Consider the following 19,732-nt stretch of genomic DNA (forward strand, 5'->3'; position numbering starts at 1 on the left):
TTCAGTCTCCTAGTTGGGTCATCACGCGTTGTTTAGCTTGCTCGAATGAGCTAATGCCACCGGTCATCCGGGTAATCCGTTGCCGGGATTCCTCGATCCGCGCCGCGGCCGCATCGAGCGAATTCATGATCTGAATCGAAACCTGGGCTAGGCGGTGGCTGATCCGAATTCGCCCGGTCTCCGGAATCCGCTCCGCATAACCTTTGGCCTCCAGCGTCGCGACGTAGCGCGTGATTGCGCTAGCCGGAAATCCGGTGGCTTTGGCCAGCTCCGTCGGGCTGTAGCCGTGGATAAAGTTGCGCTCCAGGACCCGGAGCACGTCCAGGACCTTCTCGCCCGCCTCGACCGTTAGGGTTTTGCTCATTCATCACCTCCAAAATCGAGTTCGGGTTGCGCGTGTTTCGCCACGTTGCCGCGGTGCAGGGCCAGGCCCTCCATCGCGCTCTGAATGGCGGACAGGGTCTCCGCTGCCTCGGCCTTGCCGCCGTAGAACCGGAGCAGGTTGCCGGTCGCGGCATTCAGCAGTTCCTGCAGTTCGTGGATGTCGCCGGGTTTGGCAGCCTTGCCCGTGGGGATGTCGATCACCAGCTTGCCGCCGGAGACCGCCAGCCAGTGGCTCACGTAATCGATGCCGCAGGCCATTTCGTAGGCCGGGATCAGGCTCGCCGGCATGCGGCCGTTGCCGAGCCACTTGTAGAGGAGATCCGGCGAGACGCCGATCAGGTCGGCGATCCGCTCCACCGAGCGGTTGTGTTTCTCGCGGGCGTAGTCTTTAGAGAGCCTCAAGGCGTGCAAGAGGCTGGTCGGTTGGATGCGTTTCCAATTCCGGCTCATGTTCGGAAATGACCTCCCGGAGTCCTTTCCAAACAAAATCCTAATTTCGCTCTATGCAACAACTTTTCGCCCTGTAAAAATGCCCCCGTCGCAAACAACACAACGGGGGATATCCTCATGAGCGCCGAGGAATTCAATGAGTTGGCGGGCCGGATCGAGGGCCTGAGTATTGCCGTCATGTTTCTGGCGGCCGAACTGGAGCATGAAGCGGTCATCAATGGCCCCCGGTATTGCGAGGTAATGCGGGGGATGGCAAGCAAGCTAAGCTTTGATGGGGGGCACTTGGCGGCGACTCAACGCACGCTTCGGGAGATGGCAAAGCGGATGGACGAGGCACGTAGTCAACGCCGATCGTCGGTTGATCGAACCTGAATCCGAGGATGTGGTCTTTCATGGCGAGTTCCTTACTTTTTGTCGTCATACCGGCCGGGCCAGAGTTTGGAGAGCGGCAGGTCAGTGACGCGGGAAATTTCTGCCGCAATCCGGCGAGACGAGGAACGGCCATAGATCACGTGGCCCACAGTGGTCTTGCTAACCCCCAGGGTTTGCGCAATTTTCGTTTGGCTGCTACCGGCCTTTTCCAAAGCCGCCTTGATATCGGCTGGATGCATGACGACTCCTTGTCTGAGGTTGGCGCGCAACTCATGCGCATGAGCAATGGCATGCATGGTCATCTCTTTTTTTGCCTAAAGAGGGTTACTTGATCCGGTTATTTATCAGGGTGTCCGCAATTATGAGAACTATAATTCTCTATGTCAACGAGTGAAGAGAAGTTTTTATCTCTTTCGGCAGGCCGACTTAAGGAGGAGCGAAAACGCTTGGGTTTAACCCAAGAAGCGGCTGGTACGGCTTGCAATGTCAGCCGCGAAATCTGGGGCAAATACGAGCGGGGGCAGGTTGTTCCTGGAGGAGAAGTTTTGTTCTCATTTGCCGCTGCGGGCGCGGACGTGCAATACATCCTCACCGGCGTGCGGACGGTGGGCATGACGGAGCCGCCGGGCGGATACGAGCTGACGCCGCGCAAAAAGAAGCTGCTCGAACTGATCGAAATGCTCGATGAATCCGGGCAAGAAGAGATTCAGGAAAAGCTTGAAAAAATTAAACGAATGAAGGAGCTAGAGCGAGAACTGGCCGACCTCAAGAAAAATGCAAAGTAGGGCAAGGTAAGTTAAGGCTGTCACATGGATGATGCAGTGAACTATTCACGTTTGAGACGGGTGTAACGTGAATTTGTCACTGATGAGACGACTAAACTTCGGTAGAAGTCGTCAGGGGTTCTAATTATTTCCAAGAAGTGGGGGGCGTATGGACTTTAAAGAACGGTTATCCAGGCATGTCGAACACGTCACAAATGTCGGAAGTCATTGCGATTCCGAGGAAACCACCAAGCAGGCGCTAATTCTCCCGGTACTGGATATCCTGGGGTTCAGTCCCTACGACCCGACCCGAGTTAAAGCAGAATTCTGTGCTGATGTCCCTGGCGTAAAGGCCAACGAGCGTGTGGACTACGCGCTATTTTGCAACGGCGTCCCCGTGATGTTCGTGGAGGCGAAAAGCTTCAGAGAAAACCTCACCAATCATGCGCCGCAGCTGGCCCGCTATTTCAATGCGACGCCGGAGGTCACGATCGTAGCGATCACCAACGGCCGCGAGTGGCGTTTTTTCACAGACCTGAATAACAAAAACGTCATGGACAAAGAGCCGTTTTTCACGGTTGATTTCCTGGGCCTGTCTGCGACCGATATTGAGCAACTGAGCCGCTTTCGGCACGATCATTTTCAACCGGAGGCCCTCCGTACGCTGGCGGAAGAAAGTGTCTACCTGGCTGCGTTCAAGACCGTTATCAAAAAGAGCATCCTGGAATGTGACGCCGATTTCGTCCGTTACGTCGTCGGTAAGTCAACGATTCAGCGAACATTAACGGCCAAGTTTATCGAGAGCATCACACCGATCGTCAAACAGGCCGTCGCCCAAACCATGAGTGACATGGTAGTGAACAGCCTATCGGCGCCCCCCGCGACGGAGCCCGTTCCGGAAGCCCCCTTACAAACCCATGAAGAAGTCGATGTGATCGACTTGCTGAACAGCAAGATCGTTACGACGGCGGCCGAACGTAAACTGCTCGCTATCGTCCAGGAAATCCTGCCGGGTGAGCCGCTATCCGGGAAGGATACGGAAAGTTATTTCACCGTGCTTTATCAAAACAAAACGAATCGATGGCTGCTTAGATATAGCGGAGACAAAAAGCGTCCCTCGATCCAGTTCATCATGGATCTGACACCGCAACACCTGACGGAGATCCGCCGCGCCGGCTTGGAGGTCGGTCCTGGAAATCAAATCCTAATCGATAAGCCGGAAAACCTCATGCGCATCACCGGGCTGCTATTCGACGCTCTGGCTTATTGTCAAAACGACGAAAACTTCAAACTTAAGAAAGGTAGTCCGATAGAAGCGAGCGCGTAGCTCGACGACCGGGCTAATGTAGTAAGGCGCAAAAAATACTATCAACAATGGCAAAGCGATCAGTTCCAGAACAACCAAAATCGGCAAATTTGTCACCCCAACAAATGAAAGCAGCCATTCCGAGACTTGAGCGACGGATTGGCGAATTGAGGGCGGTCGATATATCAACGATTCAGGGACGTGAACCTTTCCTTAAAGCGTTGGAAGACAAAATTGATGACACCTTAGTGGAGCTTTTCGGAAAAGATACGGTTGAGTACAGACGTTTTTACGTATGGTCGCTCGATAAAAGATCACTGAGAGCAGGATACAAGGCACCTATTTCCGAGGTGCGCGAGGGCTACAGGCGCGGAATTGATGAGGCGATCTCAAACCTCCAAACAATAATCGAGCTCTTTAAGGAGAAGCTACAAGACCTCGGCGAAACACCAGAGGGGCGTGCCGTCCGAGCTTTCGAGGAATTGGATATCCATCCGGAAATCGAGCGAGCAGTAGGAAAGCTGTTCCACGACGGTCATTACGCTAATGCCGTTGAGGATGCCTGCAAAGTACTCGATCATCTCGTGAAGATGAGAAGCGGTCGGTACGAGCTATCTGGAACTGAACTCATGCAGACGGTATTTAGCCCAAAAGCGCCGGTGCTTCGATTCAGCGATCTGCAGACAGAAACCGATCGTAGTGAACAACAAGGAATGATGTATCTCTATGCCGGGGCGATGTTGGCTCTCCGGAATCCTCGGGCTCACGATCTGATTCAGGATGATCCAGAAAAGGCTCTCGAATACATTGGGTTTCTTAGTCTCTTAGCAAAGTCGCTCGACAGGGCAAGTAAGGAGTAGTGTCCTCGCGGACATTTGGGGCTTTCGAATGATGCGTAGCCGCAGAGCAGGCTAAGCCTGTGGATTTCTTATCGGGGGGTTAATGTATAGCTTTGAAACCGTTCATCATATTGAATATACGACACGGGAGGCGGTGCCCGTCACGGAAATCATTAAGTCACTCCAGGGGTTCGACAAGGTTGTCCGTGAGCTTCCCAACCTGGCGAATGCCTTAGTCTTGGACGGTGCTATTGTCAAGGTCGAGCTATACGTACAAGAAATCGCGACCGGATCTCTTATCGAAGATTTCATTTTGCGATTCTTCTTCAAGGACGAAGAGGGCTTCCATGCGTGGATAACAACACTTCGAGAAAAAACCGGGATGGAAAATAGCAAAGTGGCCACGGTAGTGATCGGCGGCCTTTTAACGGGGGCTCTTGTTTACGGTGTTTCTCTGGCGTTGCCCAAAGATGCCCCTGAGGCCGCCACGGCGACCATCAACGGCAATCAAAATAACGTCATTCACTTTGTCGCCGAGACCTTGAACGTCACCCCGGATGCCTTCAGGCAAATAATGGAAACATCAATCCGCGACAAAAAGATGTTGGCGCAGGGCGCGGTGCTGGCGGTACATCCGGCAAAATCGGACAAGGAAGCCACCATCGTCGTCGATAACAACGAGCAGACGATCATTGAGGCAAAAACGATACAAGCCGCTCCCGAGCGCTTCGATCCGCCACAACCAGAAAGTAAGGTTGAGGAGTTCAGCCGTGCTTTTATTCAAATCAGGGCCACGGATTTGGATAACGAGAAACAGGGCTGGCGCTGCATTGTCCCCGGATTGTCGGAAAGTCGGGTCAAGATGGTCCTCGATCCAACGGTAGACCGGACCAAGCTGGCGCGGGAGGTTTCGGTGATGGCGAACATTGCCGTCACGTCCAAATTCAACCCCGAGAAAAGGCAGTATCAAATGACCGAAGTGTTTCTGCGCGATTGGGAGCCAGTCAAATAGCCCGTAGCCTGTAGGGTGGGTTAGCCGGTACCCCGGCGTAACCCACCGATTTCAGCGTTTTTATTTTGGGGGGAAATGTACAATCATGAGTGGTGATGAAAAGAAGCCGCCTGCTAAGAAACATGACGGCAAAGGAACTGACAATTTCACTCGGCGGGATTCTTCCACTGGGCGTTTTATTTCAACCGGGCGTGTTATTAAGGATTATCCTCGAACGATAGTTCACGACAAGACTGTGAGTCCGAGCATTCCTCATCCACCCGAACGGCCCCCGAAAAAGAGGTGAACCATGGCTGAACTGACCTCCCATCAAATCCTGCTCCGGGTGCGCCTGTCGGCGCGCTATCATCAGCAGCGCCGCCGCGTGTATCTGCGCCGGGCACGGTGGGCGGCTTATTTCAACATTGCCGCGAGCCTCGGCATGGTGGCCGCGGTGCTGAAGGACGCCCCGCTTTGGCTACAGCTGGGCCTGCCCTTTGCGATTACCCTCTTTACCCTGGCGGATACCTTATTCGGATGGACCGCCCAAGCGTTCGACCATCAGGCGCTTTACCGCCGCTGGATGGAGGTGGAGCGCTGGCTGGTCGGTTCTGAGCTGTCGGACGAAGGGGATCTACGCGAAGCGATGCAGCGCATCGTGGCGATCGAAGCGGACGAACCGCCGGAAAACCGATTTGCCGTCGACCTCTGCGACAACGAGCTGCTGCGTGCTGAGGGCCATGAACCGCATCACGCGGTCGGGTTTCTGGGCCGGCTGGCGGCGGCCGTATAAATCAGGCGCTCAAAGCAAACTGCATCAAAACCGGAACAAAATCCCTCTAGCCGCCACAGCCGCGCGACACCCTGTTACGCGCGGCATACGCCTATCCGAATCCGCCGCGCGGCCCCCGGAGGCGTTATAACGCTCCGTAACGCTATCGTCAGTCGACACCGGAAACCCATTCCGGTTATGCTGATATCGCGCCCCTCATAAATCCCCGCTGAAACGTTTCAGCTGCCCCCGTTTTCCCTGTCCCTTTAATCTGCGTTCCCATCGATGTTCATCATCCTGGAGCGCAGCCGATGTCCGACGCCACTAACACCCCGAACGAATCCGAAAAGCCCGTCGAACTGACGAAGGCTCAAGCCGCGGCCTTGGTTTTCCGCGAAGTCCCTGAGCTGGGCGATGACGGAAAGCCGACCGGCAAGGTCGCCCAGAAACGGGTAACGGCCGATGAGGTGTTCGCCTTCAGCGACTACGGCACGCATGTGGTCGTGGTGACGGTCGACGGCCGGAAGCTCCGCGGCGACAAACCGAAACCTGCCCTGAGCAAAGTCGAAGGGGCCGAAGCCAAGAAGGCCGGCAAGTAATGGCCGTGCGAATCCCCGAGTCCGGTCTCCAGGGCGCGGCGCTCCGCGAGGCGGCGACGTCCGAGTTCCGGCAGATCATCGAATTGGTCCGCGCGGCGCTGGCGAAGAAGGTGTACTCGGAAAGCCCGGAGCGGGCCTATGTCCACATCGAGGCCATCTACCCCGATCGGGCGATCTGCGAACGGGACGGCCGCTACTGGGCCTACCCCTACACGCTGAACGACGACAACACCGTCGCGATCGGCGAGCCGCTTGAAGTTATCGAGCAATACGTCCCGGTCACGCTGCGCGAATCCCGCTGCTTTATCGAAGCCGCCGAGAACGGCCGCTGGCTGATCCGGGTCATCCGCGCCGGGCTCTCGCTCAATAAGAATTTCTATCCCGATGCCGTGCTGCGCGAAGCGGCGCCGCTGTTCGAGGGCGCGCGGGTATTCGCCAAAAGCGACGACGAGCACATCAAGGGCGGCGGCAAGGACGTCCGCAATCTCTTGGGACGGCTGGTCGAGGCCAAGTTCTCGGCCGGGGCCATGCCCGACTGCGGCGAGCTGCGCGCCAAACTGGAGCTGATCGAGCCCGAGGGCGAGGTGGCCGTGAAGCTCCGCGAAGCGCATAGCCGCGGCATGGGCGATCTGTTCGGCTTCTCGATCGACGCCGAAGGCTCGGCCAAGGCCCAGCTGCACGAGGGCCAGCGCGTCAAGGTCGCCCAGAAAATCAACAAGGTCAATTCCGTGGATCTGATTGTCGAGCCGGGCGCCGGCGGACAGTTGATCCGTCTCGTCGAATCCGTCCACCCCGAGGAGCCAGACATGGCATTACGCGAACGCATGATCGAGGCGGTGAAGGCCGCCCACAACGGGCAGCTGCCCGCCAACCTGAATACCAATGACGACGCGGCGCTGGAAACGGCGTACCGCGAGGCCGTCGCTTCGAATAAACCCACGACGACGCAAGCAGGCTCCGCCGCCGGTGCACCGGCGGCGGCCGACCTTGGCGCGATCGAGGAACGTATCCGCATGGTCGAGGCCCGTGCGAGCGCCCGTGTCGCGATCAGCACCTCTAACCTGCCGCAACCGGCGAAGGACAAGCTGCTGAACGATTTCGCCGCCCGCGAACGCTTCGTCGAAGCGGACGTCACGGCCGCGATCAACGCCGAGCGGGAGTACCTGGCCCGGTTCACCGAGTCCGGGAAGCCCGTGCTCCATTTCGGCGAGGTTCGTGTCGAGGATCGGGCGGAAAAGCTGGCCGGCATGCTCGACGCCTTCTTCGATCCCGCTCATAAGGATCATCGGGCGACGCAGAGCTTCAAGGAGTGCTACATCGAGATCACCGGCGACCGCCGCGTGTCCGGACGTTTGGGGGATTGCAACCCGACGCGGCTGCGCGAGGCAATCGGAGCCGAATTCGCTGAATTCCGCGAATCCTTGACCACGGCGAGCTGGGCCAACGTGCTGGGCTCCTCAATCACCCGGCGGATGATTGCCGATTACCAGCAAACCGGTCGCTATGACGTGTGGCGGCGCTTGGGTAACGTGGTGCCGGTCGGCGATTTCCGCATCCAGGAGCGCACCCGCTTCGGCGGCTATGGCGATCTTCCGGCTGTCGCCCAGGGCGACCCCTACGCGTCACTCACCTCGCCGACTGACGAAAAGGCAACCTATGCGGTCACCAAACGGGGCGGCACGGAAGATGTGACGCTGGAGATGATCCGGAACGACGACGTCGGCTCGATCCGGCAGATCCCGGTCAAGATGTCGCGGGCGGCAAAGCGGACGCTGAGCAAGTTCGTGCTCGATTTCCTGGCCACCAATCCTACCATTTACGACTCGGTGGCCCTGTTCCATGCCACTCACGGCAACCTCGGCGCGGCGGCGCTGTCCGCGACTACGGTTGCGGCCGGGCGCCTTGCCGTCCTCAAGCAGACAGAATTGAGCTCCTCCGATCGTATCGGCATTCCGCCGGTGAATCTCTGGGTGCCCTTCGATCTGGAGGAAGGCGCGTTCGAGCTGTTCCGTCGCACCACCAACAACGACACCGATTTCGTCGAGTCGTTGCAGATGAACGTGCTCCCGGTCTGGTACTGGAGCGACGCCAACAACTGGTTCCTGTCCTGCGACTACAACGAGGTGCCGACCGTCGAGATCGGCTTCCTCGACGGCAACGAGGAACCGGAGCTGTTCGTCCAGGACAGCCCGACCGTCGGCAGCCTGTTCAGCAACGACAAGATCACCTACAAGATCCGGCACATCTACGGCGGCAACGTCCTGGAGTACCGGGGTCTGTACGGCGCGATCGTGGCGTAACCCGGGCAACCGCGCATGGCGCTCTCCGACTATCAAGCCCTGGTGCCGAAGCTGGTCCGCGATACCGCGGGGAAGCTCGCGAGCGGCGATATCGACCAGGCGATTGCCCTGGCGGTCACCCGCTACAGCAAGGATCGGCCGCGGCGCACCGTCGTGGACCTCAACGTCGCGGGCGGCGGGAACCTCCTCGACCTGCCGGCCGGGTTCGAAGCGGAGTTCAGCGCCATCGTCAGCCTGGAATACCCGATCGGGCAGGTGCCGCCCGCCTTCATCGGCGCCGATCAGTACGATCTCTACCAAAGCCCGTCCGTGGCGAAACTAATGCTCCTGTCGGCGGTGCCGGCCGGGGCGGTGCTGCGGCTGACCCATACCCGCCGGCACGTCGTGTCCGCCTCGGAGGACACGATCCCGGTCGATGACCGCGAGCCGGTGGCGAGCTGGGCGGCCGCGATCGGCTGTGAAGAGATCGCGAGCTATTACGCCAATAACAGCGAGCCGACCATCCAGGCCGACCGGACCGACCAGCAAGGCCCGGCACGGGAATACACCCGGCGAGCCAAGGAACTCCGGCAGCGGTATTTGGCGGAGCTCGGCGTCGAGGACAAACGGAATTCAGCGGCCGGCGAAGTCGTGAACTGGAACCTGGGGAACAGCCTGGGCCGCGACCGGCTCACCCACCCGAACCGGTACCGCTGATGGAGATCGCGATCGAGTTGGAAGGTTTCGGGCAGTTCCAGGAACTCTGGCGCCAGGCGCCGGAAATTGCCGACCGGGAGTTCCACGCGGCCATGGAGGAATCGCTGGCGCTGCTTCAGCGGGAAGTGGTGGAGGCGACACCCACCGGCGCTTATGGGCTCCTCCGGAAAAGCATCATCGCCCGCGAGCCGCAGCGGCTGTCCGACGGATTGATCGGCGTGGTGGATGTGCAGGACGCCCAGGGCAAGTTCGGCTCGGTGCTGAATTATGCCGTGGCCGTCGAGCTCGGCACCCGGCCGCACTTCCCGCCGGTCGAACCCTTGATCGATTGGGTCCGCGAGAAGCTCGGCGTCGATCGGGATGAAGCGCCAGGCGTCGCCTTCCGCGTCGCCCGGAAGATTTCCCGCACGGGCACGAAAGGCGCGCACATGTTCGAGCGCACCATGAAGGCCCAGCGGGCGCAGGTGCAACAGATTTTCAGGCGAGCCGTGCAGCGAATCGTCCAGCAACTGGGGGGCCAGTAAGCCATGGCCGATGCCATCCGCACCGCCATCGTCGCCAAGCTCAACTCGGTCGCCGATATCGGCCGGGTGCACGCCTACGAGCGCTACGCCAACCAGATGGCGGACCTCTCGGCCCTCTATGCCTGGGATGCCGGCAGCGGACAAAAGCAGCTCCGCGGCTGGTTCGCGCGGCGGGTCGGAATCCAGGAATCGAAGCCTTCCGAGCCGACGTTTCGGGAAACCATCACCTGGCAGATCCGCGGTTACCTGGCGCTGTCCGATGCCGCGGCAAGTGAGCTCGCCTTCGACGATCTGATCGATGCGATTCGGGCGGCCTTCCGGGCAGACGATACCTTGGGCGGGGCCGTCGCCACCTGCTGGATCGACGACGAGGCCGGCATTCAATCGGACGACGCCGGGCCCGTGTTATTCGCTAACGTGCTGTGCCATTCGGCGCGGCTGATTCTGAAAACGAGACGTTACTTTTAGGAGCTGAAAATGGCCAGCAAGACCGTACCGGAATCCCAGACCGCCACCGTGCCGAAGCGCGTCACGGTCGCGCTTAAAAAGCCCCATAGCCATCAGGGCGTGGACCGTAAGCACGGCGAGAAGATCGACGTCACCGAAGCACAGGCAACGTGGCTCAAAGAGCTCGGCGTCATCGAATAACCCTTCCACGAATCAGGCGAGGCTTTTTATGCCACAAAACATCGTACTCGGCGCCGGCAAGCTCTACTTCGACCTCGAAGATGCCAACGGCAATCTGACCGGCGAGCGCTATCTCGGCGACACCCCAGGCTTCACGGTCAACGTCCAGGCCGACAAACTGGAAGACTACGACTCGGACGGCCCGATCGCGGAAAAACACCTCGATATCGCCACCCGCGTGAACCGATCGGCGCAGATCGTGGGCAAAGACATCTCGGGGGACAATCTGGCACTGTTCCTGATCGGCGATAAATCCACCGTCAACCAATCCTCCGGCTCTGTGACCGACGAGGCGCTGACCGTCAAGAAGGGCCATTACTACCAACTGGGCGCCTCCGCCAGCCGGCCGGCCGGGGTGCGCGACATCAGCACGGTGGTAGTGACCGGCGCCGGCGGGACCCCGACCTACGTGGACGCGACCGACTACACCGTGGACCTCACCTTGGCGCGCCTGTACATCGAGTCCGGCGGCGCGATTGCGGACGATACCCCCCTCCTGGTGGACTATGCGAAGGTGGCGACGACCTGGGAAGAAATCGCCAGCAACAATCTCGGGGCCAAGAAAGGCGCACTGCGCTTCATCGCCGATAACACGCAGGGCGAGAACCGAGACCTTTACATCCCGAAATGCGAGATGGCGCCCGGCGGCGAACTGGCCTGGAAATCCCGCGACACCGTACAGCAAATGACCTTCGCCGTTTCGATCGGCAAGCGAGGCAGTTACGCCCAGGTGTACGTCAACGGCCGTCCGGCGTAAGGAGGATTAATGGATTCGAACGAATTGAACGTGCTGGTGCCGGAACCCGTCCGCGTCATCGCCGGCGGCGAAACGGTCGAGGTATTGCCGCTCACCATCGGGCAGATTCCGGCCATGGCCCGGGCGCTACGCGGGGTGCCATTCGGCTCGGAGGGCGATGTGCTCGACGTGCTGGCCCTCGTGGCCGACCACGGCGATGCGATCGCCGAAGCCGTGGCCATCGCCGTCCGCCGCCCGCGCCAATGGATCGACGGGCTGACGGCCGACGAGTTCATTCAACTGACGGCCGCCGTCATCGGAGTCAACGCGGGTTTTTTTACCCGCAGCGTGCTGCCTGCGGTGAGCGACATGATGACAAAGCTGGCTGGGGCGACGCTATTCAGCGACTCGTCGCACACGGACACCGCTGGCCCGAGATCCTGAACTATACCCGGCCGCAGGTCGAAGCGTTTCTCACGGCGATCGATCGGGCCGAAAAGCAGCGGCGGCGGGATTGGCTATTGCTGATGCGGGCTTCGCAAGCCTCGAAAGACGGCTTCCAGCAAATGCTCGAATGGCTGAAGTGATTAGGCGCGGAGGCCGTGGATCAGGCCGAGCAGCAGGGCAACCGGCGAGACGCGTTTAAAGACGATCCACAGCACGAAGGGCAAAAAGACGAAGAGCTGATAGCTCCGGGGCGACGCGGCCGTCGCAAAACACCACAGCAAGCCGAACAGGGCCGTCCAGCCGAACACGAAGGTCAATAACTGATCCCATTTCATTAGAAAGCGCCGTGGCAGATTACGAACTTGGTTTAAAGATACGCGTCGATGCAAAGACCGGCAAGGCGGAAATCGTCGGCGTCGGCGATGCGGTCAAGCGGTTGGGCGAGGAAGGCCGGCAATCCGGACAAAAGCTGAACCAAGGCTTTTCCGCCGCCCGCCAGGGCGTCCAATCGATCAGCCAGCAACTCGCAGCCGCGCGGCGCGATCTCATCGCCTTCTTTCTGATCGGCCAGGGCGCGCAGCTTTTTAAGGACTTCGTCGGCATTACCGACGCCGGCAAGAAGATGTCCGGGCAACTGCGCCAGGTGACCCAGGATAACGCCGATCTCGCGGCCGTTCAGGGTCGCTTGCTCCAGGTGGCCGACGATACCCGCAGCGCCCTTGATGCGACCGTAACGCTGTACGCGCGGGTGGCCCGCTCGACCAAAGAGCTCAACACGACCCAGCAGCAGAATCTCACCTTCACCAAAGCGATCAACGAATCGTTCCTACTGAACGGCAGCACGTCGGAGGAGGCGGCGAGCGGCGTCATTCAGCTCAGCCAAGCCCTGCAAAAGGGGCGGCTGAACGGCGACGAGTTCGTCTCGGTGATGGAAGGCGCGCCGTTGGTGGTCGAGGCCCTCCAGAAGCATCTCAAAGCCTCCAAGGAAGATCTCTTCAAGTTTGCCGAGGAAGGCAAGATCACATCGGACGTGATCGTCAAGGCAGTGCTCGAAATGTCCGGCGAATGGGACCGGCAGTTCAAGCTGCTGCCGCGCACCGTGGAATCGGCGCTCACCCAGCTGAAGAACGACACGAGCGCGGCGTTCAAAGACATCGACACCTCGCCGCTAACCCGCTCGATCGACGAGTTCCGGGCCATCCTCACCGATCCTCAAACCCTGAAGGCGATCACCGGCTTTGCGCAAGCGATCGTGGATTCGATGGGCGTGGCGGCGAAGGCGTTGCAGACATTCAAGGGCCACGGGGAAGAAGTCGTGGCGATCCTCGCAGCGATATCCGGTGCCAAACTGGGCAGCCGGTTCGGGCCGACCGGCGCGCTGATTGGCGGGACGGCCGGATTGCTGCTGTCACCGCGGATGGCGAAGGAAGAGGCCAAAGGGATCAAGGAACTCTCGACCGAATATGCCGCGACGATCAAGCGGATCGGCGAACTCAAACGAGCATCGGCGACGCCGGGCGCTCAGTTATCCGGCGCCAGCAGCGGATTGCAAAAGCAGTTGAAGGAGGCCGAGCAGAAAGCGGCCGAGCTGATGGCGCGCATCAAGGCCCAAACCCAGAAAACCGACACGGCATCCGGTGAACCCGGGCCGCTCGACCTCTCCAACATCCGTACGCTCCCGGTCAAACCCGCGAAAGAGAAAAAGCCGAAAGCCTCGCTCCTGGACGATGCCCGCCAGGAAATCCAGGCACGTCTGGAACTGCAGCGGGACGCGGCCCGGATCGAGCTGGAGGAGCAACGAGCCGGGTTCGAGGCCGGTGAAGCTGCGCTCGAACGTCAGTTGGATCAAAACCTGATCGATTACCGCACCTATTACACCCAGGTCGCCGAGCTCCGGCAGGCTGACCTCGACGCGCAGATCGAGGCCAAACAGCGCGAGATCGAGATTGCCCAGCAGGCCCGGGCCAACCTGCCCGCCGACCAGGGCAAAGCGTCCATCGAGCAGGCTCGGCTGCAAGGCGATATCGAACGACTGATGAGCGAAATCGGCCTCATTGAGGCGCAAAAGGGCGAGATCGTCGCCGAGGCGCAGGCGGAGATCGCGGGCCGCGATCGCAATTTGGCCGATCAGCTTGACCAGTTCAGGCTGAAGCTGCTGGAGCTTCAAAAGGACAAGATCAACCTGGCCGATATCGTGGTCCCGCCGGAGCAGCAGGAGCTTTTCCAGGCGCGGCTAGCGGTGCTTCAAAATCAATATCGGGACTTCCTGGAGCAGCTTAAAGCCGCTGGTAATACCGAGGGTGTCCAGATCGTGCAGCAGGTGATCAATACCGAGGCGATCGAGGGCTTTAAGACCCAAACCGACCAAATGACCCAGTTTGCCCAGCGCTCGGCCGAGAACATGCAGGACGCCTTTGCCGACCTTCTGTTCGATCCCTTCCAGGACGATCTGTCCGGCATGGCGAAAAGCTTCTCGGACACGCTGCGCCGCATGGCGGCCGAGGCGCTGTCGCAGGATATCCTCGGGGCGCTTTTCGGGAACCAGTCGGGCGGCGCGGCGTCGGCCGCCGGCGGCCTGCTCGGCGGTCTCGGCGATCTGGCCAAGGGCGGCGGCGGGATCGCGGGGTTTTTCTCCAACCTCCTGATGGCGTTCGGTTTCGACGAAGGCGGCTGGACCGGCCCCGGCGGGCGGCTGCAACCGGCCGGCGTGGTGCACGCCAACGAATACGTCTTTTCGGCGCCCTCGGTCAACCGGCTCGGCGTCGGCTTCCTCGAAGCGCTGCACCAGATGACCAAGGGCCCGAGCGTCCCGAGCTTCGGCGGCTACGCCAACGGCGGGCTGGTGGACCACATGGCCGCGGCCGCCGCGGGCCCGGCGCAGACCGGATCAGTCCGCATCATCAACACGATCGACCCGAACCTCGTCCACGACTACCTGTCGAGCCCGGCGGGCGAGAAGGTGATCGTCAACCACATCCAGCGCAATTCCGGGGCGATCCGGCAGATGATCAAGTAAATGGCATACGAAACCGGCACGGCCGCGGGCCACTACGATTTGCTCGACAAGCTCCGGGCGTTCCTCAAAACCAACGCGGCGCTGGTCGCGGCCGGGCAGGAATGGACCGAGCTCCGCTGGGACGGCGCGAGCGCCGAGCGGGAATCCATCCTTCAGGGGCCCGGGCTCTCCGGGATCGAGGAAATCTTCATCGGGATCAAGACCTACCAGTCGGTGCCCTTGGATTACTTCAACTGGCGGGTGGCGGCCTTCACCGGGTTCGTCTCGGGGAACGATTTCTACCACCAGCCGGGCACCCCGAACACGGCGGGCACCCCGACCGGCGATCTCGCGGTGCCGCTGTACCAGAACAGCATTCCCTATTGGTTCGTCGGCAACGGCCAGCGGGCGATCGTCGTCGCCAACGTGCAGACCCAGTACCAGGCGTTTTATCTCGGGAAATGCCTCCCCTACGCCACCCCGGGCCAATACCCTTATCCGGTGGTCTGCTCCGGGATGCTGACCTCCGGCTCCGCGACGCGCTATGACAATACGGGCTATTCGACGCCGTTCAAGGGGGCGAGGGCCAATTTGAAGATGCGCTTCGTCGACGGCGTCTGGAAAGAGCCGGAGGTCTGGCCCTGGAACAACACCCAGAACCAGTTTCCGCTCGCGACGGGCCAGGGCGGGCCGCGCAACACCAACGCCGATTACACGCTCTCGCCCGGCTACTACGGGCTGCACCCGATCGTCCTGAACGACGCGGGGCCGAACCAATACGGCGAGCTCGACGGCGTCTATTGGCTCACCGGCTTCGACAACGCGGTCGAGAACACCGTGACGATCGGCGCCGACACCTACCTCGTGGTGCGCGACGTCTGGCGCACCGGGTTCATGGATTTCTTCGCAATCAAGCTGGCATAACCATGGCCTATCAAACAGGCACGGCGAACACCGCGGCGGCCCTGAAGTCCGCCTTTGAAACCTTCTTGACCACCAACGGCTGGGCGCTCTCGGGCGGGGTGCTGAGCAAGGGCGGTTCCAACATCCGCTTGACCGATGTTTCAGCGTCCGGCAACCAGGTGCTCAGGCTCGAAGGCGCGAACAATGCCGCCTTCACCGTCGGCGTTTGTACGCAAGGGGCGAAGCTCATCGTCTCCGACGTTAACTGGCCGCTGACCTACCACTTCTTTGTCCACGCGAGCCCGGACACCGCGTTCTGTATCGTCAACTACAACGTCAACTACCACCAGTTCCTCGGCTTCGGCGACATCGACAAGCTCCACGCCAGCGCCTACACCGGCGGGAACTTCATTGCAGGGACCTGGGGCGACAACGGGGTGACCGGCAGCATCGGGTTCACGCCCCTGGCGAGCGGCTCCGCAACCTCGGTCGGCGACCTCTCGGGCGGGTTCAACGCGCTTTTTTGGAACAACACCAACCGCAGTGCCAGCGGTGGGACCTATGCCGCAGCATGTGCGAGCTTCCTCCACGCCGAGATCGACGGGGCCGTGTGGCCCGGCGACGGCGTCGAGGGCAGCCGTAGGCCGTCGTTCCCGCTCCACGCGGCGCCCTTGATGCAGCGCGGCGTTAACGCCTGGAACCAGCAGGCGGTCTTGCTGCCGTTCCACCTCTGGCTCCCGCGCCCCTCGATCCCCGCCACCTACAGCTACCTCGGGGCCGTCGCCCACTGCCGGGCACTCCGGCTGGCCAACTACAACCCCGGCGACCTCATCACGATCGGGTCGGACCGGTGGAAGGTCTTCCCGTGGTTTTTGAAGGATGCGACGCACCCCGAGGCGGGCGGCAACGGCACCGGGACCCATTCCTGGGAATCGACCGGCGTCTACGGCTGGGCGATTGAATACGACGGGCCCTGAGGAATGGCGGATTTTTCCGGCGGGGTGGCGGTTTCGGCGGGCTCGACCGTCGATCAGGATCATCTAGCCGACGCGCTGGACACCTTCACGGTCGATTACTGGCCGCCGCACGAAAGCGCCGCCGCGCCCGCGCTTTTATTCGGGACGTTGACCGATAACTTGCCGATCGCGGCCACGCCGTTCGCCCTGGGGGGTGCCGGCCTGGCAGTCTCGTTCTCGGACGATTGGTACCACCGCGTCCACCTCGTGCCGGCGGCCATCGCCCTCGGCAACCTGCTGTCCACCCAGACCCGCGAGGTGGAGGTGTGGAACGCCCATTTCTCGGGAAAACTGCTCTCCGCCATCAACGGGACCGGCACCGCCGGCCTGACGCTCACCGGTCCCGCCGATCCGCCGACGACCTTCGCCCCGCTGGAATCTCGGCTTTACGAGCTCCAGATCGCCAACACCGGGGCGCCGACAGTCGACGCCAGCTATGCGTTCTCGTTCCCGGGCGAAACGCCGGTGCTGCGGGTGACCGGCAGCCGGGTGACCATCTGGAAATTCAGGCCCAACTGGCGGCGCGAAGTGATCGAGCGCTGGGCTTGGCTCACCGATGTCCTGACGGCTTACGACAATTCGGAGCAGCGGGTGAAGCTCCGCGGCAAGCCCCGCCGGGAACTCGAGTTCGAAGCGCTGGCGCAAGGGCCCGACCGCCAGCGGCTGGAGAATACCCTCTGGGGCTGGCAGCACCGGGTGTTCGCGGTGCCGGTCTGGATGGACCGGCGGCCGCTGCTCTCGAACGTGCTCGCGGGCGCCGTCACCCTGGCGGCCGATACCGAAGGGGCGGAGTTCGAGGCCGGAGGGCTCGCGGTCCTCCTGGGCGAGGATACCGCGATCGCCGAGGCGCAGGAGATCGAGAGCGTCGCCGGCGGCCTGATCACCCTGAAGCTGCCGCTGCAACAGGACTGGCCGGCCAACACCCGGGTGTACCCGGCGCGGCTCGCCCGGATCGGCGACCGGCAGAGCCTCAGCCGGATCACGGCCGATATCGCGACCTTGGTGGTCAACTTCCGGCTGGAGGACGCGGGCGGCTGGCTGACGGCCGGGGATTCGGCGGCCACTTACCGGGGCCTCCCGGTGCTCGAGGACCGGCCGAACTGGGTCGCGCCCCTGGAAATCGCTTATCTCCACAAGATCGCCGCATTCGATTACCAGACCGGCCCGACCTTCGTCGAATACGAAGGCGAGATCCCGAATGCCATCCAGCAGTTCCGCTGGACGCTGGAAGGCCGTTCCGAGATCGACCGGCTGCGGCGCTGGCTCTACGCCCGGGCCGGCCGGCTGACCCCCTTCTGGTACCCGAGCCAAGCGCACGACTTCACGGTGATCCAAACGATCGGCGCCGCCTCGACCCAGCTGACCGTCACCCATTCGGGTTACAGCCTCTTTGCCAAGCAGCAGAACAGCCGCAAGGACCTCCGCCTCCAGGCGAGGGACGGCACGGTCTTCTACCGGCGGATCCTCGATGCGTCCGAGTTCTCGGATACCGTGGAGCACCTCCAGATCGACAGCCCCCTGGGCGTGAATCTCGATCCCGAGGAGATCCGGATCGTGTCGCTCATGGGGCTTTGTAGGCTCGACCAGGATCAAATCGAGATCGCCTGGCACACCGCCGGGGTGGCGGAATGCGCCCATGCCGTGAGGAGCCTCCATTATGACGTATGACGCCCGCGAAGCCTCCGTCTGCGCCGGCAACCCGGCCGAGCTGTACGAGTTCCGCCGGGGCGCCGATTACTGGCGCTACACCTCGGCCGACGAGGACCAGGCCTACAACAGCCAGACCTATGGCAAGACGCCGCTGACCCGCTCGGACGTGGAGGAATTGTCCGAACTGAACCGGATCAACCTCAAGATCACCCTCTCGCGGGACAACCCGGTGGCGGAGCTGTTCCGGCTCTACCCGCCGGGTGACGTGGTCACCGTGACGATCCGGCGGAAGCACCGGGACGATGCCGAGGCGATCGTGATTTGGCTGGGGCGGGTCCTCAATTGCGAGTGGGCCGGGGCGGAGGCCGTGCTGCACTCGGAGCCCGCCTACACCTCCATCCGCCGGAACGCCCTCCGCCGGCACTACCAGCGCCAGTGCCCGCACGTCCTCTACGGTTCTGCCTGCGGCGTCAACCAGGCCGCTTTCAAGATCAGCGGCGCGGTGTCGGGCGTCTCCGGCAGCACGATTACCGTCTTGGCGGCCGACGCGCTCGCCGACGGCCATTTCGCCGGGGGCTTCGCGGCCTACGCCAGCGCGGGCGCGACCGAAAACCGGCTGATCACGAACCACGCCGGCGCGGTCCTGACCCTGGCGGCGCCGATCCTCGGCCTTTGGCTCGGCGACGCGGTCGATCTTTATCCCGGCTGCGACCATACGCTTTCGACCTGCGCGGCCAAGTTTTCCAACCACCTCAATTACGGCGGGATGCCCTACATCCCCGAGAAGAACCCCTTCAACCTGAGCACGCTGTACTGATATGGAAAGCTTCGCCGATCAGATCCTCGAGCAGACGCCGATGATCCTCCTGGTGATGGGCTGGGACGATTTGATCTACATCGTCATCCTGGCGGCGACCACGGCGCTCAGCCTGGCCCTGGCGCCGAAGCCCCCCAAGCCGAAAGCCGCGACGCTCCAGGACTTCGACGTGCCGACGGCCGAGGAGGGGAGGCCCGTCCCGGTAGTATTCGGCACCGTCACGGTCAAGGGACCGAACGTCATCTGGTACGGGCACCTAAGAACCAAGGCGATCAAGAGCAAGGGCGGGAAGAAATGAAGATCACGCTCGAACACGCGCGCGTGGTCGGCTACTGCGCCCGCGGCATGCGCGCCTTCGCGAAGCGCCATGGGCTCGATTGGGAACGGTTCCGGGCCGAGGGGCTGCCGGAGGAGGAGCTGCTCGAAACCAACGATGCCATGGCGGAACGCTGCGTCGAGGCGGCGCACGAGGCGGAGGACTGAT

The 19,732-nt window shown here is 61.5% G+C and carries 25 protein-coding genes; 21 read left to right on the top strand and 4 right to left on the bottom strand.

All coding sequences use genetic code 11. The features are described from left to right. Position 1 precedes the first annotated feature (1 nt). Together VEB01_RS08750 and VEB01_RS08755 are read right to left on the bottom strand one after the other, a co-directional pair. On the bottom strand, positions 2-364 hold the full coding sequence (locus tag VEB01_RS08750) for a helix-turn-helix domain-containing protein (protein ID WP_324874633.1): 363 nt from the start codon (positions 362-364) through the stop codon (positions 2-4). Then, entirely contained in the window at positions 361-834 is a 474-nt protein-coding gene (locus tag VEB01_RS08755) for a hypothetical protein (protein WP_324874635.1), read from the bottom strand. Before VEB01_RS08755 ends, VEB01_RS08750 begins: the two co-directional genes overlap by 4 nt. A 117-nt stretch (positions 835-951) precedes the next feature. Here VEB01_RS08755 and VEB01_RS08760 point away from each other — a divergent pair, with 117 nt between their 5' ends. Then, complete coding sequence (locus VEB01_RS08760; protein ID WP_324874637.1) at positions 952-1,206, top strand: hypothetical protein; 255 nt, start codon at positions 952-954, stop codon at positions 1,204-1,206. Positions 1,207-1,238: 32 nt separating this feature from the next. Here VEB01_RS08760 and VEB01_RS08765 read toward each other — a convergent pair whose 3' ends face one another. After that, positions 1,239-1,508, bottom strand: coding sequence for a helix-turn-helix domain-containing protein (locus VEB01_RS08765; RefSeq protein ID WP_324874638.1), 270 nt, complete (start codon positions 1,506-1,508; stop codon positions 1,239-1,241). A 78-nt stretch (positions 1,509-1,586) separates the two neighbouring features. On the opposite strand from VEB01_RS08765, the gene VEB01_RS08770 reads away from it, so the two are divergent. The 13 genes from VEB01_RS08770 to VEB01_RS08830 all read left to right on the top strand — a co-directional run bounded on the left by VEB01_RS08770 (position 1,587) and on the right by VEB01_RS08830 (position 11,864). Next, complete coding sequence (locus VEB01_RS08770) at positions 1,587-1,991, top strand: helix-turn-helix domain-containing protein (protein WP_324874640.1); 405 nt, start codon at positions 1,587-1,589, stop codon at positions 1,989-1,991. A gap of 148 nt (positions 1,992-2,139) precedes the next feature. Continuing rightward, the gene (locus VEB01_RS08775) at positions 2,140-3,297 is read left to right on the top strand and encodes a type I restriction endonuclease (protein WP_324874642.1); all 1,158 of its coding nucleotides are present in this window, start codon (positions 2,140-2,142) and stop codon (positions 3,295-3,297) included. 47 nt (positions 3,298-3,344) lie between these two features. Then, positions 3,345-4,136, top strand: a complete 792-nt coding sequence (locus tag VEB01_RS08780; protein WP_324874644.1) for a TIGR02391 family protein — start codon at positions 3,345-3,347, stop codon at positions 4,134-4,136. Between the two features lie 82 nt (positions 4,137-4,218). Continuing rightward, entirely contained in the window at positions 4,219-5,127 is a 909-nt protein-coding gene (locus tag VEB01_RS08785) for a hypothetical protein (RefSeq protein WP_324874646.1), read from the top strand. 289 nt (positions 5,128-5,416) lie between these two features. After that, complete coding sequence (locus tag VEB01_RS08790) at positions 5,417-5,899, top strand: hypothetical protein (protein ID WP_324874648.1); 483 nt, start codon at positions 5,417-5,419, stop codon at positions 5,897-5,899. A gap of 290 nt (positions 5,900-6,189) precedes the next feature. Then, the gene (locus tag VEB01_RS08795) at positions 6,190-6,477 is read left to right on the top strand and encodes a hypothetical protein (protein WP_324874650.1); all 288 of its coding nucleotides are present in this window, start codon (positions 6,190-6,192) and stop codon (positions 6,475-6,477) included. Beyond that, positions 6,477-8,777, top strand: coding sequence for a phage major capsid protein (locus VEB01_RS08800; protein WP_324874652.1), 2,301 nt, complete (start codon positions 6,477-6,479; stop codon positions 8,775-8,777). The genes VEB01_RS08795 and VEB01_RS08800 overlap by 1 nt, the downstream gene beginning before the upstream one ends. A 15-nt stretch (positions 8,778-8,792) precedes the next feature. Continuing rightward, positions 8,793-9,473, top strand: coding sequence for a hypothetical protein (locus VEB01_RS08805; protein WP_324874654.1), 681 nt, complete (start codon positions 8,793-8,795; stop codon positions 9,471-9,473). Continuing rightward, complete coding sequence (locus VEB01_RS08810) at positions 9,473-9,997, top strand: hypothetical protein (protein ID WP_324874656.1); 525 nt, start codon at positions 9,473-9,475, stop codon at positions 9,995-9,997. Before VEB01_RS08805 ends, VEB01_RS08810 begins: the two co-directional genes overlap by 1 nt. Positions 9,998-10,000: 3 nt before the next feature. Further along, entirely contained in the window at positions 10,001-10,465 is a 465-nt protein-coding gene (locus tag VEB01_RS08815; RefSeq protein ID WP_324874658.1) for a hypothetical protein, read from the top strand. Positions 10,466-10,474: 9 nt separating this feature from the next. Continuing rightward, the gene (locus VEB01_RS08820) at positions 10,475-10,645 is read left to right on the top strand and encodes a DUF7210 family protein (protein ID WP_324874659.1); all 171 of its coding nucleotides are present in this window, start codon (positions 10,475-10,477) and stop codon (positions 10,643-10,645) included. Positions 10,646-10,673: 28 nt separating this feature from the next. Continuing rightward, a complete protein-coding gene (locus tag VEB01_RS08825; RefSeq protein ID WP_324874661.1) occupies positions 10,674-11,441 on the top strand; it encodes a phage tail tube protein in 768 nt (255 codons plus the stop codon). A gap of 9 nt (positions 11,442-11,450) precedes the next feature. Beyond that, positions 11,451-11,864 (top strand): hypothetical protein, encoded by a 414-nt coding sequence (locus tag VEB01_RS08830; RefSeq protein ID WP_324874663.1) that lies wholly within the window; start codon positions 11,451-11,453, stop codon positions 11,862-11,864. Positions 11,865-12,007: 143 nt separating this feature from the next. Here the strand turns inward: VEB01_RS08830 and VEB01_RS08835 are convergent, their stop codons facing one another. Next, on the bottom strand, positions 12,008-12,202 hold the full coding sequence (locus VEB01_RS08835) for a hypothetical protein (RefSeq protein WP_324874664.1): 195 nt from the start codon (positions 12,200-12,202) through the stop codon (positions 12,008-12,010). Between the two features lie 11 nt (positions 12,203-12,213). Between VEB01_RS08835 and VEB01_RS08840 the strand changes: the two genes are divergently transcribed. Genes VEB01_RS08840 through VEB01_RS08870 form a run of 7 tightly spaced genes read left to right on the top strand, consistent with a single transcriptional unit; the run spans position 12,214 to position 19,731 of the window. Further along, the gene (locus tag VEB01_RS08840; protein WP_324874666.1) at positions 12,214-14,883 is read left to right on the top strand and encodes a tape measure protein; all 2,670 of its coding nucleotides are present in this window, start codon (positions 12,214-12,216) and stop codon (positions 14,881-14,883) included. Then, on the top strand, positions 14,884-15,786 hold the full coding sequence (locus VEB01_RS08845) for a hypothetical protein (RefSeq protein ID WP_324874668.1): 903 nt from the start codon (positions 14,884-14,886) through the stop codon (positions 15,784-15,786). Between the two features lie 2 nt (positions 15,787-15,788). Next, entirely contained in the window at positions 15,789-16,742 is a 954-nt protein-coding gene (locus tag VEB01_RS08850; protein ID WP_324874670.1) for a hypothetical protein, read from the top strand. Positions 16,743-16,745: 3 nt separating this feature from the next. Further along, entirely contained in the window at positions 16,746-18,449 is a 1,704-nt protein-coding gene (locus tag VEB01_RS08855; protein WP_324874671.1) for a hypothetical protein, read from the top strand. Then, positions 18,439-19,248: a phage BR0599 family protein gene (locus VEB01_RS08860; RefSeq protein WP_324874672.1), complete on the top strand. Its 810-nt coding sequence runs from the start codon at positions 18,439-18,441 to the stop codon at positions 19,246-19,248. The genes VEB01_RS08855 and VEB01_RS08860 overlap by 11 nt, the downstream gene beginning before the upstream one ends. A gap of 1 nt (position 19,249) precedes the next feature. Next, positions 19,250-19,546: a hypothetical protein gene (locus VEB01_RS08865; RefSeq protein ID WP_324874673.1), complete on the top strand. Its 297-nt coding sequence runs from the start codon at positions 19,250-19,252 to the stop codon at positions 19,544-19,546. Beyond that, the gene (locus VEB01_RS08870; RefSeq protein ID WP_324874674.1) at positions 19,543-19,731 is read left to right on the top strand and encodes a hypothetical protein; all 189 of its coding nucleotides are present in this window, start codon (positions 19,543-19,545) and stop codon (positions 19,729-19,731) included. Before VEB01_RS08865 ends, VEB01_RS08870 begins: the two co-directional genes overlap by 4 nt. Position 19,732 lies beyond the last annotated feature (1 nt).

It is taken from the genome of Methylocaldum sp., from assembly GCF_035627495.1.
In the GTDB taxonomy this organism is placed as follows: Bacteria; Pseudomonadota; Gammaproteobacteria; order Methylococcales; family Methylococcaceae; genus Methylocaldum.